Source organism: Lactobacillus bombicola (assembly GCF_900112665.1).
GTDB lineage: Bacteria > Bacillota > Bacilli > Lactobacillales > Lactobacillaceae > Lactobacillus > Lactobacillus bombicola.
Genome location: NZ_FOMN01000002.1, coordinates 230,050 through 248,126, shown reverse-complemented (window position 1 = coordinate 248,126; position 18,077 = coordinate 230,050). Strand labels below are relative to the sequence as shown.

Annotated in this window: 16 protein-coding genes; 11 read left to right on the top strand and 5 right to left on the bottom strand. The window is 34.6% G+C overall.

Translation table 11 applies throughout. The annotated features are described in order from the left end of the window. The first annotated feature begins 38 nt into the window (after nt 1-38). Together BM203_RS02740 and BM203_RS02735 are read left to right on the top strand one after the other, a co-directional pair. On the top strand, nt 39-1,256 hold the full coding sequence (locus tag BM203_RS02740; protein ID WP_090092572.1) for an MDR family MFS transporter: 1,218 nt from the start codon (nt 39-41) through the stop codon (nt 1,254-1,256). Nucleotides 1,257-1,345: 89 nt separating this feature from the next. Further along, nucleotides 1,346-3,295, top strand: coding sequence for a M13 family metallopeptidase (locus BM203_RS02735; RefSeq protein WP_090092570.1), 1,950 nt, complete (start codon nt 1,346-1,348; stop codon nt 3,293-3,295). A 72-nt stretch (nt 3,296-3,367) separates the two neighbouring features. Here the strand turns inward: BM203_RS02735 and BM203_RS02730 are convergent, their stop codons facing one another. From BM203_RS02730 to BM203_RS02720, 3 genes are all read right to left on the bottom strand, one after another. Beyond that, nucleotides 3,368-5,404, bottom strand: coding sequence for a KUP/HAK/KT family potassium transporter (locus BM203_RS02730; protein WP_090092568.1), 2,037 nt, complete (start codon nt 5,402-5,404; stop codon nt 3,368-3,370). Nucleotides 5,405-5,521: 117 nt separating this feature from the next. Then, complete coding sequence (locus BM203_RS02725) at nt 5,522-5,974, bottom strand: hypothetical protein (RefSeq protein WP_090092566.1); 453 nt, start codon at nt 5,972-5,974, stop codon at nt 5,522-5,524. Nucleotides 5,975-6,181: 207 nt separating this feature from the next. Then, a complete protein-coding gene (locus tag BM203_RS02720) occupies nt 6,182-7,087 on the bottom strand; it encodes a hypothetical protein (RefSeq protein ID WP_090092564.1) in 906 nt (301 codons plus the stop codon). 208 nt (nt 7,088-7,295) lie between these two features. Between BM203_RS02720 and BM203_RS02715 the strand changes: the two genes are divergently transcribed. The 7 genes from BM203_RS02715 to BM203_RS02685 all read left to right on the top strand — a co-directional run bounded on the left by BM203_RS02715 (nt 7,296) and on the right by BM203_RS02685 (nt 14,281). Then, on the top strand, nt 7,296-7,514 hold the full coding sequence (locus tag BM203_RS02715) for a DUF1659 domain-containing protein (protein ID WP_090092563.1): 219 nt from the start codon (nt 7,296-7,298) through the stop codon (nt 7,512-7,514). Nucleotides 7,515-7,520: 6 nt separating this feature from the next. Beyond that, nucleotides 7,521-7,787, top strand: coding sequence for a DUF2922 domain-containing protein (locus tag BM203_RS02710; protein ID WP_228150088.1), 267 nt, complete (start codon nt 7,521-7,523; stop codon nt 7,785-7,787). 526 nt (nt 7,788-8,313) lie between these two features. Then, nucleotides 8,314-10,095: an SLAP domain-containing protein gene (locus BM203_RS02705; RefSeq protein ID WP_090092558.1), complete on the top strand. Its 1,782-nt coding sequence runs from the start codon at nt 8,314-8,316 to the stop codon at nt 10,093-10,095. 135 nt (nt 10,096-10,230) lie between these two features. Beyond that, a complete protein-coding gene (locus BM203_RS02700) occupies nt 10,231-11,070 on the top strand; it encodes a hypothetical protein (protein WP_090092557.1) in 840 nt (279 codons plus the stop codon). Between the two features lie 209 nt (nt 11,071-11,279). Next, nucleotides 11,280-11,789, top strand: coding sequence for a sigma-70 RNA polymerase sigma factor region 4 domain-containing protein (locus BM203_RS02695; RefSeq protein ID WP_143453043.1), 510 nt, complete (start codon nt 11,280-11,282; stop codon nt 11,787-11,789). A 107-nt stretch (nt 11,790-11,896) separates the two neighbouring features. After that, on the top strand, nt 11,897-13,123 hold the full coding sequence (locus BM203_RS02690) for a glucosaminidase domain-containing protein (RefSeq protein ID WP_090092554.1): 1,227 nt from the start codon (nt 11,897-11,899) through the stop codon (nt 13,121-13,123). A gap of 39 nt (nt 13,124-13,162) precedes the next feature. Continuing rightward, complete coding sequence (locus tag BM203_RS02685; protein WP_090092553.1) at nt 13,163-14,281, top strand: SLAP domain-containing protein; 1,119 nt, start codon at nt 13,163-13,165, stop codon at nt 14,279-14,281. Nucleotides 14,282-14,378: 97 nt separating this feature from the next. Here BM203_RS02685 and BM203_RS02680 read toward each other — a convergent pair whose 3' ends face one another. Then, the gene (locus tag BM203_RS02680; RefSeq protein WP_090092551.1) at nt 14,379-15,347 is read right to left on the bottom strand and encodes a Gfo/Idh/MocA family protein; all 969 of its coding nucleotides are present in this window, start codon (nt 15,345-15,347) and stop codon (nt 14,379-14,381) included. Nucleotides 15,348-15,485: 138 nt separating this feature from the next. Further along, a complete protein-coding gene (locus tag BM203_RS02675; protein WP_090092550.1) occupies nt 15,486-16,274 on the bottom strand; it encodes a hypothetical protein in 789 nt (262 codons plus the stop codon). A gap of 156 nt (nt 16,275-16,430) precedes the next feature. On the opposite strand from BM203_RS02675, the gene BM203_RS02670 reads away from it, so the two are divergent. Both BM203_RS02670 and BM203_RS02665 read left to right on the top strand, forming a co-directional pair. Continuing rightward, complete coding sequence (locus tag BM203_RS02670) at nt 16,431-17,123, top strand: 2,3-diphosphoglycerate-dependent phosphoglycerate mutase (protein WP_090092548.1); 693 nt, start codon at nt 16,431-16,433, stop codon at nt 17,121-17,123. A 157-nt stretch (nt 17,124-17,280) separates the two neighbouring features. Beyond that, nucleotides 17,281-17,853 carry a MucBP domain-containing protein gene (locus BM203_RS02665; RefSeq protein WP_133158281.1) on the top strand — a complete coding sequence of 191 codons (573 nt, stop codon included), beginning with the start codon at nt 17,281-17,283 and terminating at the stop codon, nt 17,851-17,853. The last annotated feature ends 224 nt before the right edge of the window (nt 17,854-18,077 follow it).

Sequence of the window (18,077 nt, the reverse complement as noted above, 5' to 3'; positions counted from 1 at the left end):
ACTGGTAAATGGAATGCTAATTGGGAAGGACGGAATAAATGAAACTCTCACATGGATCAAATAATGAAACAGAGGTCAAATTGCGTTGGCTGTTACTAGGCGAATTAGTAACTTGGATTGGGTCAAGCTTTGTTTGGCCGTTGACCTCAGTCTATTTGAATAAGCAATTGCATATTAGTTTGTCAGTAATTGGTATTGTATTATTTTGTAATTGTGCCAGTAATGTCTTAGGATCAATTGTAGCAGGTTGGCTTTATGATAGGTATAACCCATACCCACTAATTGTAATTGGTTTGGGAATTGATGCTTTAATTTTAATTTTGATGGCTTTCTTTCATGGTTGGCCTGAATATTGGTTTTGGCTTGTTTTGACAGGATTTGTTAGTGGCTGGGACGGAACACTAATTAATTCAATTGCGACAAGTTTGCGTAAATATCCAGGAAAATATGTGTTTAATTTGATTTATTTTGCCCAAAATGTAGGTACTGTCACAGGTACTCTTTTAGTGGGTTATTTGTATGATTTTTCAATTGAATTCTTATTTTTATTAGCGGCATCTTTATTTATAATTGGTTGTATTAACGCAGCAATTCACTATCGACCAATTAGTAATTTTCACCGGCAAAGGCATACGAGTGTAAAAGTTGGGGAAAAACACAAATTTGAACCAATGCCTAAGTACAATACGATGTTAATGTGTGGTTTTTTATTGTCTTTGGCAGTCACTTGGTTAATGTATATGAATTGGGAATCGAACCTTTCAGTGTACATGGTGTCATTAGGTATACCATTTCATTTATATAGTTTGCTATGGACGCTTAATGGGGCAATTATCGTAATTGTTCAAGTAATTTTAGCACGTTACCCCCATTTATTTAAAAACCTATTTCAACAAATTATTTTTGGGACATTAATGTTTGCTATTTCTTTTGCTACACTTATTTTTGCTCGTGATTTTGTTCATTTTGCCTTATCAATGGTAATTTTAACCTTAGGTGAAGCAACGGCGTTTCCCGCAGTTCCAGCATATGTTAATGAGCTATCTCCGCTTAGCAGTAAGGGAAAGTATCAGGGCGTGATTAATGTAGCGCGGGGAATTGGCCAAGCTTTTGGTCCCTTATTTGGGGGAATGATAATTGATCGTGCAGGATATATTCCCTTTTTTATTATTGCTGCTGGTGGGATATTTTTAATGGTAATACTACTTTTACCATTGTATGCTAAGTTAAGGAAATATATTAAGTTATATAAATAATGTGTTAAATATTTGTTGATAAGCTGTATAATTAAAATGACAATATTAATTTATTCGAATTTTAATTTTAATTTAAAAGGAGTGTTAGCATGAGAAAAAATTTTGCAGTTCGTGGCGGTAGCGGTGATGTAATTGAGCCTAAAGTAGGTACTAGGCCGCAAGACAATATTTATTTGGCAGTCAATTCGGAATGGATTGAAAAGACAAAGATTCCGAGTGATCGCTCGCGAATGGCCTCTTTTGATGGTATTGATGTTAATGTTGAGAAACATTTAATGCAAGATTTTGCAGACTTTGCTACTGGTAAAAAAGAAATTCCTGCTATCCCTAATTTAGCAGAGGCAGTCAAATTATATCAATTAGCTAGTGATTTTGATAAGCGTAACAGAGAAGGTGCTGAACCAATCAAAGCCGATTTGAATATTTTGACCGGTATTAAGGATTTTTCTGATTTTAATTTAACTGCTCCTGACTTGACTACCTTTGCATCGCTACCATTTGGTTTTGATGTAGAGCCTGATATGAAAAATACCAAAGTTAATGTATTATATTTTGCTGGTCCAGGTACATTTTTACCAGATACTACCACTTATCAAACCGCAGATGCTCCCAAGTTATTGACAATTTTACAACAGCAATCAGTTAAGTTACTTCAAATGGCTGGTATTGCTGAAGATGAAGCTCAAAAATATGCGGCAGCTGCTATTGAATTTGATGCTAAGTTGGCTAAAGTAGTCAAGTCTTCTGAAGAATGGGCTGATTATCCAGCTACCTACAACCCAATGGCGATTGCCGATTTTGAAGATAAATTTAGTGAATTTAAGATTCAATATTATCTTAAAGAAGTAATTGGTGAAGAACCCGAGCGGATTATTGTTGAAGAGCCACGTTATCTTGATCATATTAATGAAATTATTAATAAGGATAATTTCGCTGAAATAAAAGGCTGGATGATTGTTAACTTTATTAATAGTGCTGCCTCTGACTTGTCGCAAGAGTTTCGTGAAGCTGCTTTTCCATTTAGTCAAGCCCTATCTGGTCAACCTAAATTGGCTGAGGGCAATAAACAAGCTTACCATATCGCTAATGGCAGCTTTAGTGAAGTAGTTGGTGTGTATTATGGTAAAGAATACTTTGGTGCTGATGCAAAAAAAGATGTTGAAGATATGATTCAACGGATGTTGGATGTCTATAAAGATCGTTTACAGCAAAATAGCTGGCTGTCTGCTGAAACTAAGAAAAAGGCAATCATTAAACTTGAGGCTTTAGAGCTTAAGATTGGGTACCCAGATAAGATAGAAGAAATTTACAATCGGCTGAAAGTGATTCCAGCTAGTCAAGGTGGTAGCCTTTATTCTAATGAGCGCGCCTTTGCTGTTGCAGAACAAAAGTACAATATTGAACAACTACATCAAAAGGTTGATCGTACGGTTTGGGCAATGCCGGGTAATTTGGTTAATGCCTGTTATGATCCCCAAAGAAATGATTTAACTTTCCCAGCAGCAATTTTGCAAGCACCATTTTATGATTTAAAGCAGGATAGAGCAACTAATTTCGGTGGCATTGGGACGGTTATTGCACATGAAGTTTCACATGCTTTTGATAATAATGGTGCTCAATTTGATGAATTAGGTAACATGACTAATTGGTGGACTGAAGCAGACTATGCTGAATTCAAAAAGCGAACACAAGAAGAAATTGATTTGTTTGATGGTATTGAATATGGACCAGTGAAATTGAACGGTAAGCAAATTGTTTCGGAAAATATTGCTGATCAAGGAGGCTTGACTGCTGCTGTTGAAGCTGCTAAGAATGAAAATGATGATTTAAAGAAACTATTTGAGAATTTTGCTCGTATTTGGGCAAATAAGCAATTAACTGAATCAATCAAGACGCAAACAGCCGTTGACGTGCATGCACCTGGTCCATTGCGGGCTAATGTACAAATTCAATGCCAAGATGACTTTTATAAAGTTTTTGCGGTAACACCTGAAGATGGCATGTGGCTAGATCCTGATAAACGCGTAGATATTTGGTAATTAGCAAACAACATAACAAAAAACACTGATCAAAAATTTCTGATCAGTGTTTTTTATATGCAGGATTATTAACTATTGAATTACTTCATCTTCATTTTTCAAATGAGAGTAATCACATGGGGCGACTCGTTTAATATGTAAATCTCTACTTGGTCGACCTAAGATTAATGGTACACTTTCGACTACAGTATCAGTATATTCCAAGCCAAACCAAGATGCAGGATTAGAGGACAAATTTTGTAACCAAACGCGAGCCGTAACAATCCATTTTTCAAAGCCTTTTAATTTAGTTAATGGGCTGACGACATCTTTGACAATGACGAATGAAAAGTCACCCACCTCTCTTCCAGGTGAGGTTGTATATTCTTGTGGTTGCGATTCAATCGTTCCATCTTTAATTAAGTCGTGAACCACTTGGCGTAAATAAACATTTACACTAGTTTGCTTTTTAAAACCTAAATACAATTGAACGTTAATTACATTCTTAGTGTCATAAGTATTTACGGCATACTTTGCTGTATATGGTTCATTAGTAATGTTTACGGAAACAAACCAATAGGCCCCCGCTCTTTTTGGTCTTTTATCCAAAATTGAATATAAAATTTCACGTTTAATAAATTTATTGTACTTCACTTTAGCCATGTAGACTAAGTTAGTAGCATAGACTGGATAATCATCATCGTGACTAAGATCAGTCAGCATATCAGTATATTTATCTAAACGAACATAAGTGTTTGCTCCTTCATGTTTGTCCCGAACCTTATTACCGAAGAACCAGATAAACATAATAATTCCAATGAAGCCAGCAATTAAGACTGTAACATAACCACCATGGGTGAACTTAGTTAAACTAGAAATTAAAAACATACCTTCGATAAAACCAAAAACGATAAGGAAACAAAGACGTAAAATCAGTGGGTGGTTTTTTGCACCTAAATATTCAAATAGAAGTAAGGTAGTCATTAACATGGTAACCGTGATAGACAGACCATAAGCAGCTTCCATATGCTCTGAAGTACGGAAGAACATAACAATTGCAATCGTGACTACACAAATCATTTTATTAACAGCAGGGATATAAATCTGCCCGTGTTCAGTTGTAGGGTAGTTGATTTTCATTCTCGGTAAGAATTTAAGACCACTTGCTTCAGACACAAGGGTAAAAGATCCGGTAATTAAAGCTTGCGAAGCAATAATAGCAGCAATTGTTGCTAAGATAATTGCAAATAAACGTAAATTAGCGGGTACCGCCTCAAAGAAGGGATTTAGCTCCGTCCCGTTTGTATGGTAGTTTGGATTTTGCAAAATCCAAACGCCTTGTCCCAGGTAGTTTAGCGCTAAGCAAATAAAGACATATGGCCAAGAACCCAAAATATTACCACGACCAACATGACCTACATCAGAATATAAGGCTTCTGCGCCTGTTGTTGCCAAAAAGATTGAACCTAAGATAAAGATACCAACTTTATTAGCAGGACTAAATAAAACTTTGATAGCTAAAAGAGGATTTAGTGCCTCTAGAATAGACCAATCTTGCATCATATTGTGGAGGCCAATTAAGCCTAAGAAGCTAAACCAGATTAACATAATTGGTCCAAATGCCTTACCAATTATGCTAGTACCAAAAGTTTGAATTGAAAATAATAGTAATAAAATTACAATAGTAATGATAATGACAGAATTTTGATCAGGAACAGGGATGCTTGAACCAAAGTGCATATTTTTTAGCCCTTCAATTGATGTTGTTACTGTTACTGCAGGGGTTAAAGTACCGTCAGCCAGTAATGCTGCACCGCCAATTAATGCTGGTATTACTAGCCACTTGGCTCTTTTACGAACAAGTGCATATAATGCAAAAATCCCTCCTTCGCCGTGATTAGTTGCGTTGAGAGCAATCATTACATACTTAACAGTCGTCAATAAGGTAACAGTCCAAAAAATCAAAGAAATTGAACCTAAAATTAGCTCACGGTTAACATTGGCAATACCGCCGTTGCCAGTTACGATTGATTTCATAACATATAGCGGACTAGTACCAATATCACCGTAAACAATTCCTATCGTAATCAGCAGACCTGCTACTGAAATCCGTTTCTTTTTTTGATCCATAGTTATTCTATACTCCAATAGATTAATATAAAAATTGTTTAAGTAAAAGAGAATGTCAATTTGACATTCTCATCTAAGGATATATTTTGTTCTTTTTTTAGTTATAGTACAAGTAAATTATGACAAAGAAGTAGAAATATTATCACGACGATTTTCATACCAATTATCCCAATCGTCATATGAAGTCATCTCTGCTGCTTTGATATTATCTTGACGAATAATTTCATCGACAATATTTTGGAGATTTTGCGCATGGTATTGTAAAGCATGCTGCATAAGCTCTTTTTGTTCAAAATGAATATTATCAAGTAGGTAATGGTTAATGTCAACCATATTAGAATTGGTATCATATAAATTCATGATTTCCAAATCTTGTTGGTTGAATTTAGCAATGTAAAAGTAAGTAAAAACTTGGAGATAGTCAGGCTGTTCAGTAAACTCAGTCTGTGGCATAGTAGTCCATGTTGCTTCAGGCATAACTACTTTTAGTTCTTCTTCTTTTAATTCTTTTTCTTTATCTTGTTCTTTTTCGTTATCTGTATCTTTGATATTATTTTCTTTTTCAGTCAAAGCGGACACTCCTTTAATAAAAATAGGAAACGTGAAAGTCAATAGTAATTTTACCGACTTTAGCTAGTAAAAGCAACTATTCTAATGATGGCTGCTTAATAGGGTTAGTCTTTCTTACTATATGCATGAGTAAAACGAGTAGTTCCATTAGCAATAGTACAAGATAACCAAAAACGCCCAAGTTAAGGGCGATTTTTTGGAGTTAAATTAGGGCTTTAGATATTTTTGCACATCCTTTTTAGTAATTAGATTAGGATTAGCTCGCTTAGAACTACGGTAAAGATCGATTAAGTCCTGTGGGCTCCATGACATAGCATCGTAACCTAACTTACCAACACGTTTGCGTAATTGGGCTATTTGATTTTTGGCAACAGTTTTACCGTTAACTTGGTGATTGCCCATTGAGCCTTCACCAGTTTTGCCAGCATTGCCAGTTGCGCCAATACTATTTTGGGCATTATTGCTTTTAGCATGGTTATTTGAACTGGATCCATTACCTGAGATAGCGGCATAACCCTGAATAGCAGATTTACCATTAGTGGCAGCTTTTTTATCCTTTTTAATTCCTGCTTGAGCGATATTTTTATATTTTTGGTAGTATTTATCGCCAATGTAAGGTAAATTTAAAACTTTTTGGTATTGTTCAATAGCTTTTAAATATTGTTTATCAGCCTCAGCTTGAGAGGCGGTTGCAAAAATTGGCTTAATTTCGTGTTTGTAATCATCTTCTACGTCTTCAACAAGAGACTTTAACTTTTCTCCCTGTTTGGTTAAAACAGGATAACCATTACTTTTAGTGATGACTTGATTGATAGCTTTTAATGCCTGATCATATTTACCATCTTGGGCATATTTAATTGTAACAAGCATGTTATCAGCCTGACTTTTATAAGCAGCTGCTTGTTTGGTCTTTTTAATATTTAGTGCCTGCTTAAACTTATTGCTAGCTTCAGCATAATTTTTATTTGCGACTGCTTTTTTACCATGTGTAATTGCTTGATTATAGGAAGCTTCAACTTGGTTATTAGTTGAATTTTGCTTAACAAAAAAGAAACTTCCCCCTAAGACAACAACTACTGCAGCTACAATTGTCCAAATCGTAGTTTTTTTCATAATAGGAATTTGTCCTCCTTACTAATATTAATATTAATTATAGTTGGTTTGGATTGATTTGACCACCTAAGGGCTATTTTTAATAAAAGAAAGTCAATTTTTTTAAAAATGTTACATTTTGGTTTTTCAACTCGTTATTAATAGTGTAAGACATCTAGCGCGCAGATTGATTACTTAAAATAGTTTTAATTAAGGAAGGTTGATAAAAATGAACTTTGAACTAATTGATCAAGCAATAGAATATATGTTTGTCGATGAAAACAATAATTCTAAAAAAGGCAAAAGTCGTATCTTTCCCCATGTTAAAAAGGGAGCAACAGCAACGGGATTGGCCCAATTTGGCACCGCCATTGCCGGTTTGCAAGGTAATAGCTTAGGTAGTGCGACTTTAATTCAAAAGCAAGCAATTAAGTTAAATGAGCAATAAAGATTAATGATTATAGGAAGAAAGGCAAAAATCATGTCCGTAAAAAGTAAAATTTTGCAATTAACATTCTTAAATGGTGCTGGTAAAAAGACTAATGTTGCTTTACCCGATGCAATTGAAAATTTAACTGCAGTCACTGTTGAAAGGGCAATGAATCAAATTGCTCAAGCAGACAGTTTTAGTAAGGATGGAGTTGATTTGTATAAAATTCCTCAGTCTGCTTCATATATTGAACGAACTGTTACTAGTTTGTTCGACCATACTAGAAATTAGGAAAGTAGATCTGAAAATTCTGATGATACTGCAAAAGATAAGTTATAAACTGCGCCATTTATGGCGTAAACTATAATTATTTCACCGTTAAAGTCACGCAAACTATAAAACGCGTGACTTTTTTGATATATTCAAATTATTTTGTTAATATTTTGTAAAATAAAAAGCAAAATAAAATAACGGTTATAACTTTAATTTAATAAAAAAACTGAATTCATAGGCTTAATTAATATTGCAAAATTTAGTCATTTTGAAAAAAATGAAACCGTTTATTACAAAAGTATGTAAAATAACCCCATACCTTGCATTTTAGTTTAAAGCTAGGTACAATATGGAATGTGGTAAGTAATAGCTATGCTTCAGGTTCGACAGCCTGTACGCATGCGCGTTCTTCAGTTGGAGAGCTACCTCATAAGAGTTATAAACTTATGAATTCGACTCGAAGGGTGTTGTAACAATGTAGGATCAAAACGACTGAACCTATAGCCTATTACTATTTTGTATATACACAAGGAGGAAAGACCACATGAAGAAAAATTTAAGAATTGTTAGCGCTGCTGCTGCTGCATTATTAGCCGTAGCCCCAGTTGCTACTTCTGTTGTATCAACTGTTTCAGCTGATACTAATGTTACTGTTGAAGGTGGAACTACTAGTACAGCTCCAGCTGAAGCTTCAATCAAGTTAAACGTAACTAACGTTGCTAGTTTGGTTGCAAATGACTCACCTGCTAAAGTTGCAGCTTCTATTGCAACCCCAAGTTTACCAACAGGTGCTGCTGTAGTACCAGCTAAGGCAAATGTTTATAAAGTAACTAAGAATACTGATGGTACTAATAGTGTTGCTACTACTCCAACTACTGATAAGTTAGTTGCAGGTGAAAGCTATGTTGTTAAAGTTAAAGTTTCAATTACTGGTTTAACTAGTTTTGCTGGTAAATCAGCTACTGATGCTGGCGCATTTAAAGTTAATGGGACTGCTGTTACTGTAAATGGTTCTGGTATCGCTACTGATGTTGAACTTACAAGTGCAGAATTTGCTATTCCTAATCCAGCATTGACAGGCGCACCTTACATTAAGGATGTTGCCAAAAGTTCAGCTGTAGATTCTGGCTCAATTGATCTTACTACTTACAGTGTTGCAGGTATTAAGTCTGACTTTGATAAGAAGTATGCAGTAGCAAATACTACTACTGGTACAGGTGCTGCTGTTCCAAGTATTACTGACTTTGAGGGTTCTGTTCGTGCAGGACTTAAAGCAGCAGGTATTACTGTAAAAGCAGATGGTTCTTTTGACAAACCAGCAGCTTCATTCCCAATTACTTTGAACCTAGCTTCAACCAATGGTAAGACTAATACTTTTGTATTTACTGTCAACCCTAGCGCTACAACTAGTGATGATTCATTCCCATTCATGTTCTTTAATGGTGAAACAGATACAGCTAAGGCATACAAGGGCAATGCAACTATCGATGCTCTTCCAGACAGCATTACTTGGAATTACGTACCAGTTAATGGTGTTGTAGATACTAAGGGAATTCAAAATTCATTTAAAACAACTGTAAGCAAGACAGATACAAATACTATTGTTCCAACTGTTGATATCAGCAAGGTAAACACTAAGGTTGCTGGTAAGTACCCAGTTACTGTTACTGCTACTAACGCTGAAAAGAAGACTACTAAGGTAACCTTCATGTTAACTGTTGGTGCTAAGGATGCTTCTTACAAGATTGTTCAATCAGATGTAGATGTTCCAGTTTACAAGATTACTGGTAACACTGTAACTGACACTAAGACTGTTGTTAAGAACGGTGACCAAATTGCTACCTATGGTGATGCAATTGTAATTAACGGTAAATCATACACTCGTATTAACAGTGCTGATTCAGACCTTTACGTAGAAACTAAGTACGTTGATGGTTCAGTTAAACCTGGCGACAAGGTAACTAAGAAGGTTATGCACAATGCTTACATTTACGATGCTAACCACAAGCGTGTTGGTGACAAGACTTTAGCAGCTTACACTAACGTTGACGTTTATGGTAAAGCTACTAAGCTTGCTGATGGTAGCCTAGTTTACAAGATTGGTGATGACCAATACGTAATGGCTGACAACATTGATGGTACTGTACGTACTTTAACTCACAATGCTTACGTTTACAAGACTAGCACCAAGCGTGCTGACCGTCGTGTATTGCGCAAGGGTGACAAGGTAACTACTTACGGTAACCCTTACAAGTTCAAGAACGGTAAGTCATACTACCGTATCGGTGGACCTGCTAAGCAATACGTTAAAGTTGCTAACTTTTAATTAATTAGTCAATTAAATAATTAATTACCAGAGCGGAAACGATTATCGTTTCCGTTTTTTGGTGTTTAAGTTAAAGTTGTTCATGATAGTATTACTATAAATGTATATTTTATTATGCTAGAAAGGAGTATTATCATGAATAAGAAGCATACTACTTGTCGCTTACCACATAGCCCGCGCTATCAAGTTTGGTCAAAGCAGTTATTACAGGAACGAATTGAAAAAGATAAGGTAGTAGAGCAATATTTAATTAGGACTAACACTTATTTGCTTAATGCCAACACACTTGCAATTTATGAATTTCAGCAGCAACCGTTTTTAGGAATTTATAAAAGTGTAATTTTTGATTGTCAAGAAGGGATTATACTTTGTCAGCAAAGTAGTAGTACCCTAATCACTACTTTTGCACAAAAAGCCTTACTTGGCGGGTTAGAATTTCAACGAGAATTAGCCGATAAACTTAATTTAAAAGGACATAATGTAATTGCAACTGGTAATTTAGCCTACTTTTCCCTCCAAAGCTATAATAGTAGTAATGTTGACTCGATAGCCTTACATCAAATTAGTAAATTTAAGTTTTTAAATTCAGCAACCGTTATTTTTAAAACAATTAACTATAACGGGCATCGGTACAGTTTTATTTTCGATAAGCATAGTAAATATTTATTTGAAAAGATATCTAATGCTTTATTTTTTAATCATGTAATTTCTAAATTATTAGCAAATCACGCAGCTATTTATTTTGGGATTACTTTATCCAAAAAACGCGGCCCCTCGTTGATTGACCAATCTGATTATTTTCATCCGCATAAGGCAATAGGTGATCTTTCCTTGAAGAGTATTATTTCTGCTGTTAATCAAAAAAGGCAACTAAGGTATGTGCACTATTTAGCTGACGAATTTGAAATGCCCTATTTAATTGAAGCAAATAAGACAGTATATTATTTAAGTAAACGACCAGATACTTTATATTAAAGTAACAGCTAAACCAATTCGGTTTAGCTGTTTTTTAACCGAATTTTGGCCGCCTACAGTTAAAAGTCCGCGTAAAATATTAATAATACTAGAAAATAAGGTTAATTAAGCTAATGGTATTTTAGCTCAGGTTAATTATGGTTTTCAGAATTAATTTAAACTTGCTAATCTGATGATGCACAAGCGCTTGTGACAATATATTGAAAGGAATGTCACAAATGAAGATTAGTGAGCAGGCATTTTTGCTGGCTTGGCATAATCAAAAATTAGTCCGAGATGCTTTGAAATATGTACATGTTAGCCGAACTTATCAAGGTTATGAAGATTTATTTCAAGAAGGAATTATCACTTATGCTGGAATGATTGAACTACATGGAAAGTTGACAAGGGAATTGAACCGCTTGAGTTTTCGAAAAGTAGTTTGGCATACAATCGATTTATTACGTAAAGAAAAGCGTAACCAAAATCTTGAACATGTTTTGAAATTATTAATAACAAATAGACAATTTAATAGTGCTGAGCTCAACTTGGCGTTAGCACAAGAGCTTCCTAAGCTGAACAATACTGAAAAAATGTTATTTTATAGTCATTTAATTAATGGACAATCAATTACATCTATTGCACAAAAGAATCAGATTAATCGAGTACAATTGCAACGAGTTAAACGTCAGCTATTAGTCCATTTACGGAAAATTTTGATTTTAGATTACGATTTGTAATATAACGTATTCAATATTACTTTTTGACTACAATTAAAACTAACCTATTGTTTATAGTAGGATTGCTCGATACAATAAAAGTGTCGGTTAAGGAGGAAACATAATTTATGAAAAAGAAACTAATCACCGGTATTTCGGCAGCAGTACTTGCAACAACTGCTGTTGGACCGGTTACCAACAACCTGATTGCCAATTCTATTTGGCAAACTAAGCCAGTTTCAGCAGCTCAAGGTAATGAAGCTAAATTTTTAAATACTGCAGCTTCGCAAGCACAAAAAGTTGCTAAAAAATATGGTTTATACCCATCAGTTATGATTGCACAAGCAATTGTTGAATCTAATTGGGGACAATCAGGGTTAGCAGTAAACGCTAATAATTTATTTGGCATGAAAGCTGATGATAGCTGGCCAGGTGAAACGTATGCAGCGAGAACGCGAGAAGAAGATAAAAACGGCAAGAGCTATTATATCGTTGCTAAATTTAGAAAATATCCTAGTTATCAAAACTCATTTGATGATAATGGCAAGAAGTTGCGCCAAGGTGTTTCTTGGCAACCTGATCGTTATCAGGGTGCTTGGCTTGAAAATGCCACTTCATACACTGATGCAACTAAAGCTTTGACAGGAACATATGCGACTGCCAATAACTACAACACCATCTTAAATAATAGAATTACAACTTACAATTTAACCCAATATGATCCGCAAGTGTCTAGTACCAGCAAGTCTTATGTTGTTAAAAAGTCAGGTGCAACTTATGCTTGGCCAACTGATCACAGTGTAACGACTAAGACTGATTCGATTAGTAAGGGTGATGCGGTGACAGTTACAAAGACTATTACTTTTTATAATGGCAAACAACGCCTATATATTTCAGGTAAAGGCTGGGTAAATGACTCAGCTTTGGAAATGGGTAGTGCCTTACCACCGGCAGCGCAGGCACCAAAGAATGAAAAGAAAGTTAACAAGACTTTAATGCATACAGCTTACATTTACGATGCTAAAGGTAATAAAGCTAAAGGTATGAAAGCCATTAAGGTTAGTGGTAGCGGCAAGGTAATTGCTACTTATGGTACCAAGACTATTAATAATAAAAAATATTATCGTATTGGGCAAAACCATTATATTGCCAGTGGTAATATTGACGGTACAATGAGAATTTTAAAACATGATACCTATGTTTATAACAATTATGGTAATCGTGATAACCAAGAAATTATGAAAAAAGGTAAATCTGTAGCCACTTATGGTGCAGCAATTTCTATTTATGGTGTGCAATATTACCGTATTGGGGTCAACCAATACATTAAGCGCGCAGATTTTAGCCTTAATTAACCACCCCCTATCAGCAAGAAATGAGGAACTAACTTTTAGATGAAGATAAAGAAACTAATAACTACTATTGCTATCGGAGTAGGTTTAGTTATCCCTATTTTTAAAATAAATCAAAATCAAGTAGTTGAAGCTGCTACCGTAAATTCAATTGCTAAGCAAAATAGTTATAGCAATGTTACTTTTTTATATAAAATGTTGCAAACACAAAACATTCGCTATAATAAGTTTTATGCTAATGGTAACAAAATTAAGTACCGTAAGGGTAAGCCAGAAGGAATTGTTATTCACGAAACAGCCACTCCTGGTGCATCAGCTTATAATGAGGCGATTTATTTTAATCGTGAGTGGAAGAACATGTATTCATATGTGCATGCCTTTGTCGATCACGGCCAGGTAATTCAAATGATGACGCCAAATTATGGTGTATGGGGTGCAGGAGCAATTGCTAACAATCGCTATATTCAAATTGAATTATGTCAGGAGAACACGCGTGCTAAATTTGCTAAAAGTGTAAATAATGATGCAATTTATGCAGCTAAGCTACTTCATCGTTATAATATTAAACCAAGTAACGCCTGCAATACAGGCAAGGGTACAGTTTGGTCACATCATGCAGTCTCGCGTTTTTTAGGTGGAACAAATCATACTGATCCTGATGATTACTTCGCTAGGTGGGGTTATTCAATGAATCAATTTTATGCCTTACTGAAATATTACTATAATTTGCAAGGAGCAGAGCCTAGTCCTACTCCTAAAAATGATAGTACTAATAATCCTAGCATAAATGAATCTGAGACAGCAGGAACGAAGACTTTGATGCACGATTCCTATATTTATGATGCTAATGGTGAGTTAACTAGTGCCCCATTAAAGTTAGCAGGAACGCAAGTAACCTTGAGTGGCTCTAAGACTATAAATGGTAAGTCATACTTAAAAATTGATGATAATCAATATATTGATGCAAGTAATATTATTGGTACAGAGCGGACTTTGAAGCAGGATGCTTATATTTATGATACAGCTGGTGTGCTTATGAATGAACCTGAACTTAAATGTAATCAAGCAGTTAAAGTTTATGGTAGTCCAATCAATATTGCAGGTGAATTTTATTATCCAATTAATGCTAGCCAATTTGTGAAAGTAACTAATTTTAAGTAATTAAAAACAGTTCAAAGAAAATCTTTAGTAATCACTAAGAGCATTTTTATTTAGTGATGTAGGTTGTTTCCTTGGACTGTTTTTTTATGTAGAAAAATCAATTTTTAATTGATGCCTTAGCTTTAGCTAAAACTTCAATGACAGCAGTACTATGCTTATATAATTTGTTAGCCATTTGCTGATCATGTTGATCAATAATTTTACTGAAATTATTGAATTCGCTAGCCATACGGTGTGAATATTGATTAAAACGTAAGCGGTTGGTTTCTCCATTACGCATTTCAACTGTAAAGTCGTTAATAACACCTGTAGATCCATCAAAATAAATAGAACCCTTTTCTCCTTCAATAAAAGAACGGGGGGTAGTATAGCAGTCTTTAGCTGCAATAAGAATGGCCTGCTTATCTGGGTAAACTAAATTTAAGCTACCTGAAGTATCAACACCCTTTTGCATAACCGGATAATATTGCACACTAATCGGTTTGCCAAAAAGACCAACTACTAGGTGTATATTATATATATTTAGGTCCATTAAGGTTCCACCGCCCTTAGTGGGGTCGAAAACAGGCGCAATTTTATTGGCTAAAAAGTCATCATAACGACTAGAATATTGAGTATAATTGAGGCAAATAATGTGAATAGGTCCAATTTTATTTATTATTTTTTTGATTGCTTGATAATTTTTTAAATGAATATTTGTAATTGCCTCTAAAATAATTACCTTGTGCTGGTCAGCCAATTGTTTGAGCTCAGCAGCCTCGGTAACTGTTGCTACATAAGGCTTTTCACAAATTACATTTTTACCAGCTAAAATAGCTTGTTTTACTACTTGGTAGTGTAATGAATTTGGTACAGCCACATAAACAGTGTCAACGTTGTTATCGTTACATAAAAGTTCGTTATTTGTAAAGACATCTTTAATGTTATATTGTTTGGCCAGACTTTGGGCAACGTGTTGGCTGCGTTCAGTGGTTGAAATAGCGGTTATTTTCATATTGGTAATTTTATCTGCTGTTTGTAAAAAATCGTGTACAATCATACCACTACCAATAATTCCTAATTTCATGAATAATCCTCCTTTTAAAAATTATATCTATTACTACTTCAATCTTAGATGATTCGATATAGATGGGCAATAGGCGCGCTTGTCTCTCTAAAATAAAAAACACATTATAACTAAGGTTATAGTGTGTTTTTATTAGTTTTATTTTTTCTTTTGCGGTAAAGGCTTCGCATCTAAAACATTGTCTGGCATCTTTAAAAAATCATGGGTGCCAATATTGGCATAGCTTTGACCAACTTCAAGTTGCATCATTTTTCCTATTTTCATATATACCTTATAATTAAAAGATACCAATTTTTGCTTTTTAACAACAAGTTTAACGTCCATTTTTTGATAGGTTCCTTTTTGAGTAAGTTGTTTATAAGCTGGTAATTGTTTTTTGCTTTGGTTATTTGTCCCAAAGATTGGCTGAACGGCAGCCTGCATTATTTTTTTATCAGTAAGTGTTGCAGTTAAAGTATATTTATTATTTGACCGCTTCATTTGATAGGCATTAATGAGTTTGTTAGGTGGATCTAGTAGCATTTTGTTATTCATAACCGCGTCAACAATATCGTTATATGAATGTCCAGTTAGTTTATCAAGGGGAGTAACATACCACGTACTTTGCCCGTTAATATAAGCCTTATTAGTATTACTGATCCATTCCTCTAAATTACTGCTTTTGCCTTTAGCTTGAGTTTGATAATTCAAATGAAAAATGGTTGGATTACCACCAAAGGTATATGTAGAAGTGATAACTTGACTTTCTGTATCAGTTTTTAAATTAATTAGTTGCTTGGCTTGGCCACTTTTAAAAGTTTGTTGTGACTTTTTGATTACGGTTGATTTGTTTAGAACCGGTTCAGCTGGCTTTTTTTGTGCTGCACAACCACTACTAATCAGTGCTACAATGAGCCCCATACCAAGTAATACTTTTTTTAATCTCATTTTGTTAAAAAATCTCTTTTCTTATAATCATTAATATCTCTATTGTATCGTAAAATGTTAAATTAAAAAACGATTTTTAGTTCTAAACCCTATGAAAACAAAATTTAAATGTGTAAAATAATAAGTGAAGCTTTTAATTTGCAAAGGAGATATTTCATGTCAAAATTAGTTTTGATCCGTCATGGACAAAGTGAATGGAATCTTGAAAACAAGTTTACTGGTTGGGTTGATGTTAACCTTTCAGAACAAGGTGTTGCAGAAGCCAAAAATGCTGGTCGTTTAATTAAAGCGCATGGTCTTAAGTTTGACCAAGCTTATACTTCAGTTTTAACACGTGCAATTAAGACTTTGCACTATGCTTTAGCTGAAAGTGACCAACTATGGGTACCAGAAACTAAATCATGGCGTTTAAATGAACGTCACTATGGTGGTTTGCAAGGTTTGAATAAACAAGCAACTGCTGACAAGTATGGAGATGATCAAGTTCACATTTGGCGTCGTTCATATGATGTTTTGCCACCAAAATTGGAAGATGATTCAGAATTTAGTCAAGTGCACGATCGTCGTTATGCTGATCTTGATCCGAACATCATTCCACGGACAGAGAATTTAAAGGTTTGCTTAGAGCGAGTAATGCCATTCTGGGAAGATCATATTGCTCCTGACTTACTAGCTGGTAAGAACGTTATTATTGCTGCTCATGGTAATTCACTTCGTGCCTTGACTAAGTACATTGAAAACATTTCTGATGAAGATATTATGGATTTGGAAATGAAGACTGGTGAACCAGTTGTCTACACTTTTGATGACAAATTAAAGGTTGTTAACAAAGAAAAGCTAGATGATTAATTAATCAGTAAAAGACTATTTTAGAGGAATCTGAATGGTCTTTTTTGTTATAAAAAATTTTTAATAGTTATTAAACGGTGCATGTATTGAATTAACTTGCTATACTATAAGCAAAGTTTATTTTTTTGTATTATTGAAGGGGTAATTGGTGAATAAAATGAAAAGAAGCGATCAGCATCACACCAAATTAATGTTGAGTGGCATTGTACTTTCAGCGGCAGTTAGCTTTTTTTATTTTCAGCAGCGATCAATGAAGGGCAAGTGCATCTGTTGGCACGATTTGTTAGCTGATAAAACTAATTTTAAAAAAAGAACAAAACAACAATTGCAAGTGATGGGTAATGCTGTACAAAAATTGTGTAAATTTGACAAAAACAAATTGACTGATAAGCAAGCATCGGCATTAGAAATTTTACCAGTTACTACAGCTGCTAGTGAGACTGGGACTGAAGTTGGAGTTTCAGCCCCGCATTCAACAGCTGGAACTACTAGTAATTGCCAGGTTCTAGTTAACTATGTGGATGAAGATAATAATTTGATTGCCCAAAGTGAAATTTTAAGGGGGAAAGAAGGAGTTAGTTATGCTTCGGTCTTCAAGCCGGTTAAAGGTTATTTACTAAAAAAGCGGACAGATAATGCTAAGGGACGCTTTAAAGCAGAAGCACAAGTAGTCAAGTATATTTATATTAAGGATAGTGCTTATCAAGCTCCAACCCAGAACACAAAATAGTGGAACATTTTTGGGTTAATTAGGCCAGTTTACCAGAATTAATAATTGATATTAATTGAGCTATAAAAAAAGAAATCAAACCGTTAGTCGCTTGTAACTAGCGGTTTTTATAATTACTAAATTTACTAACCAAATATTTTACTAAGTTTTACATTTAAAATACTTGACTTAAAGTTAACTTTAAGGAGTATGGTTATCCTATAATTTAGTAAAAACAGACAGGA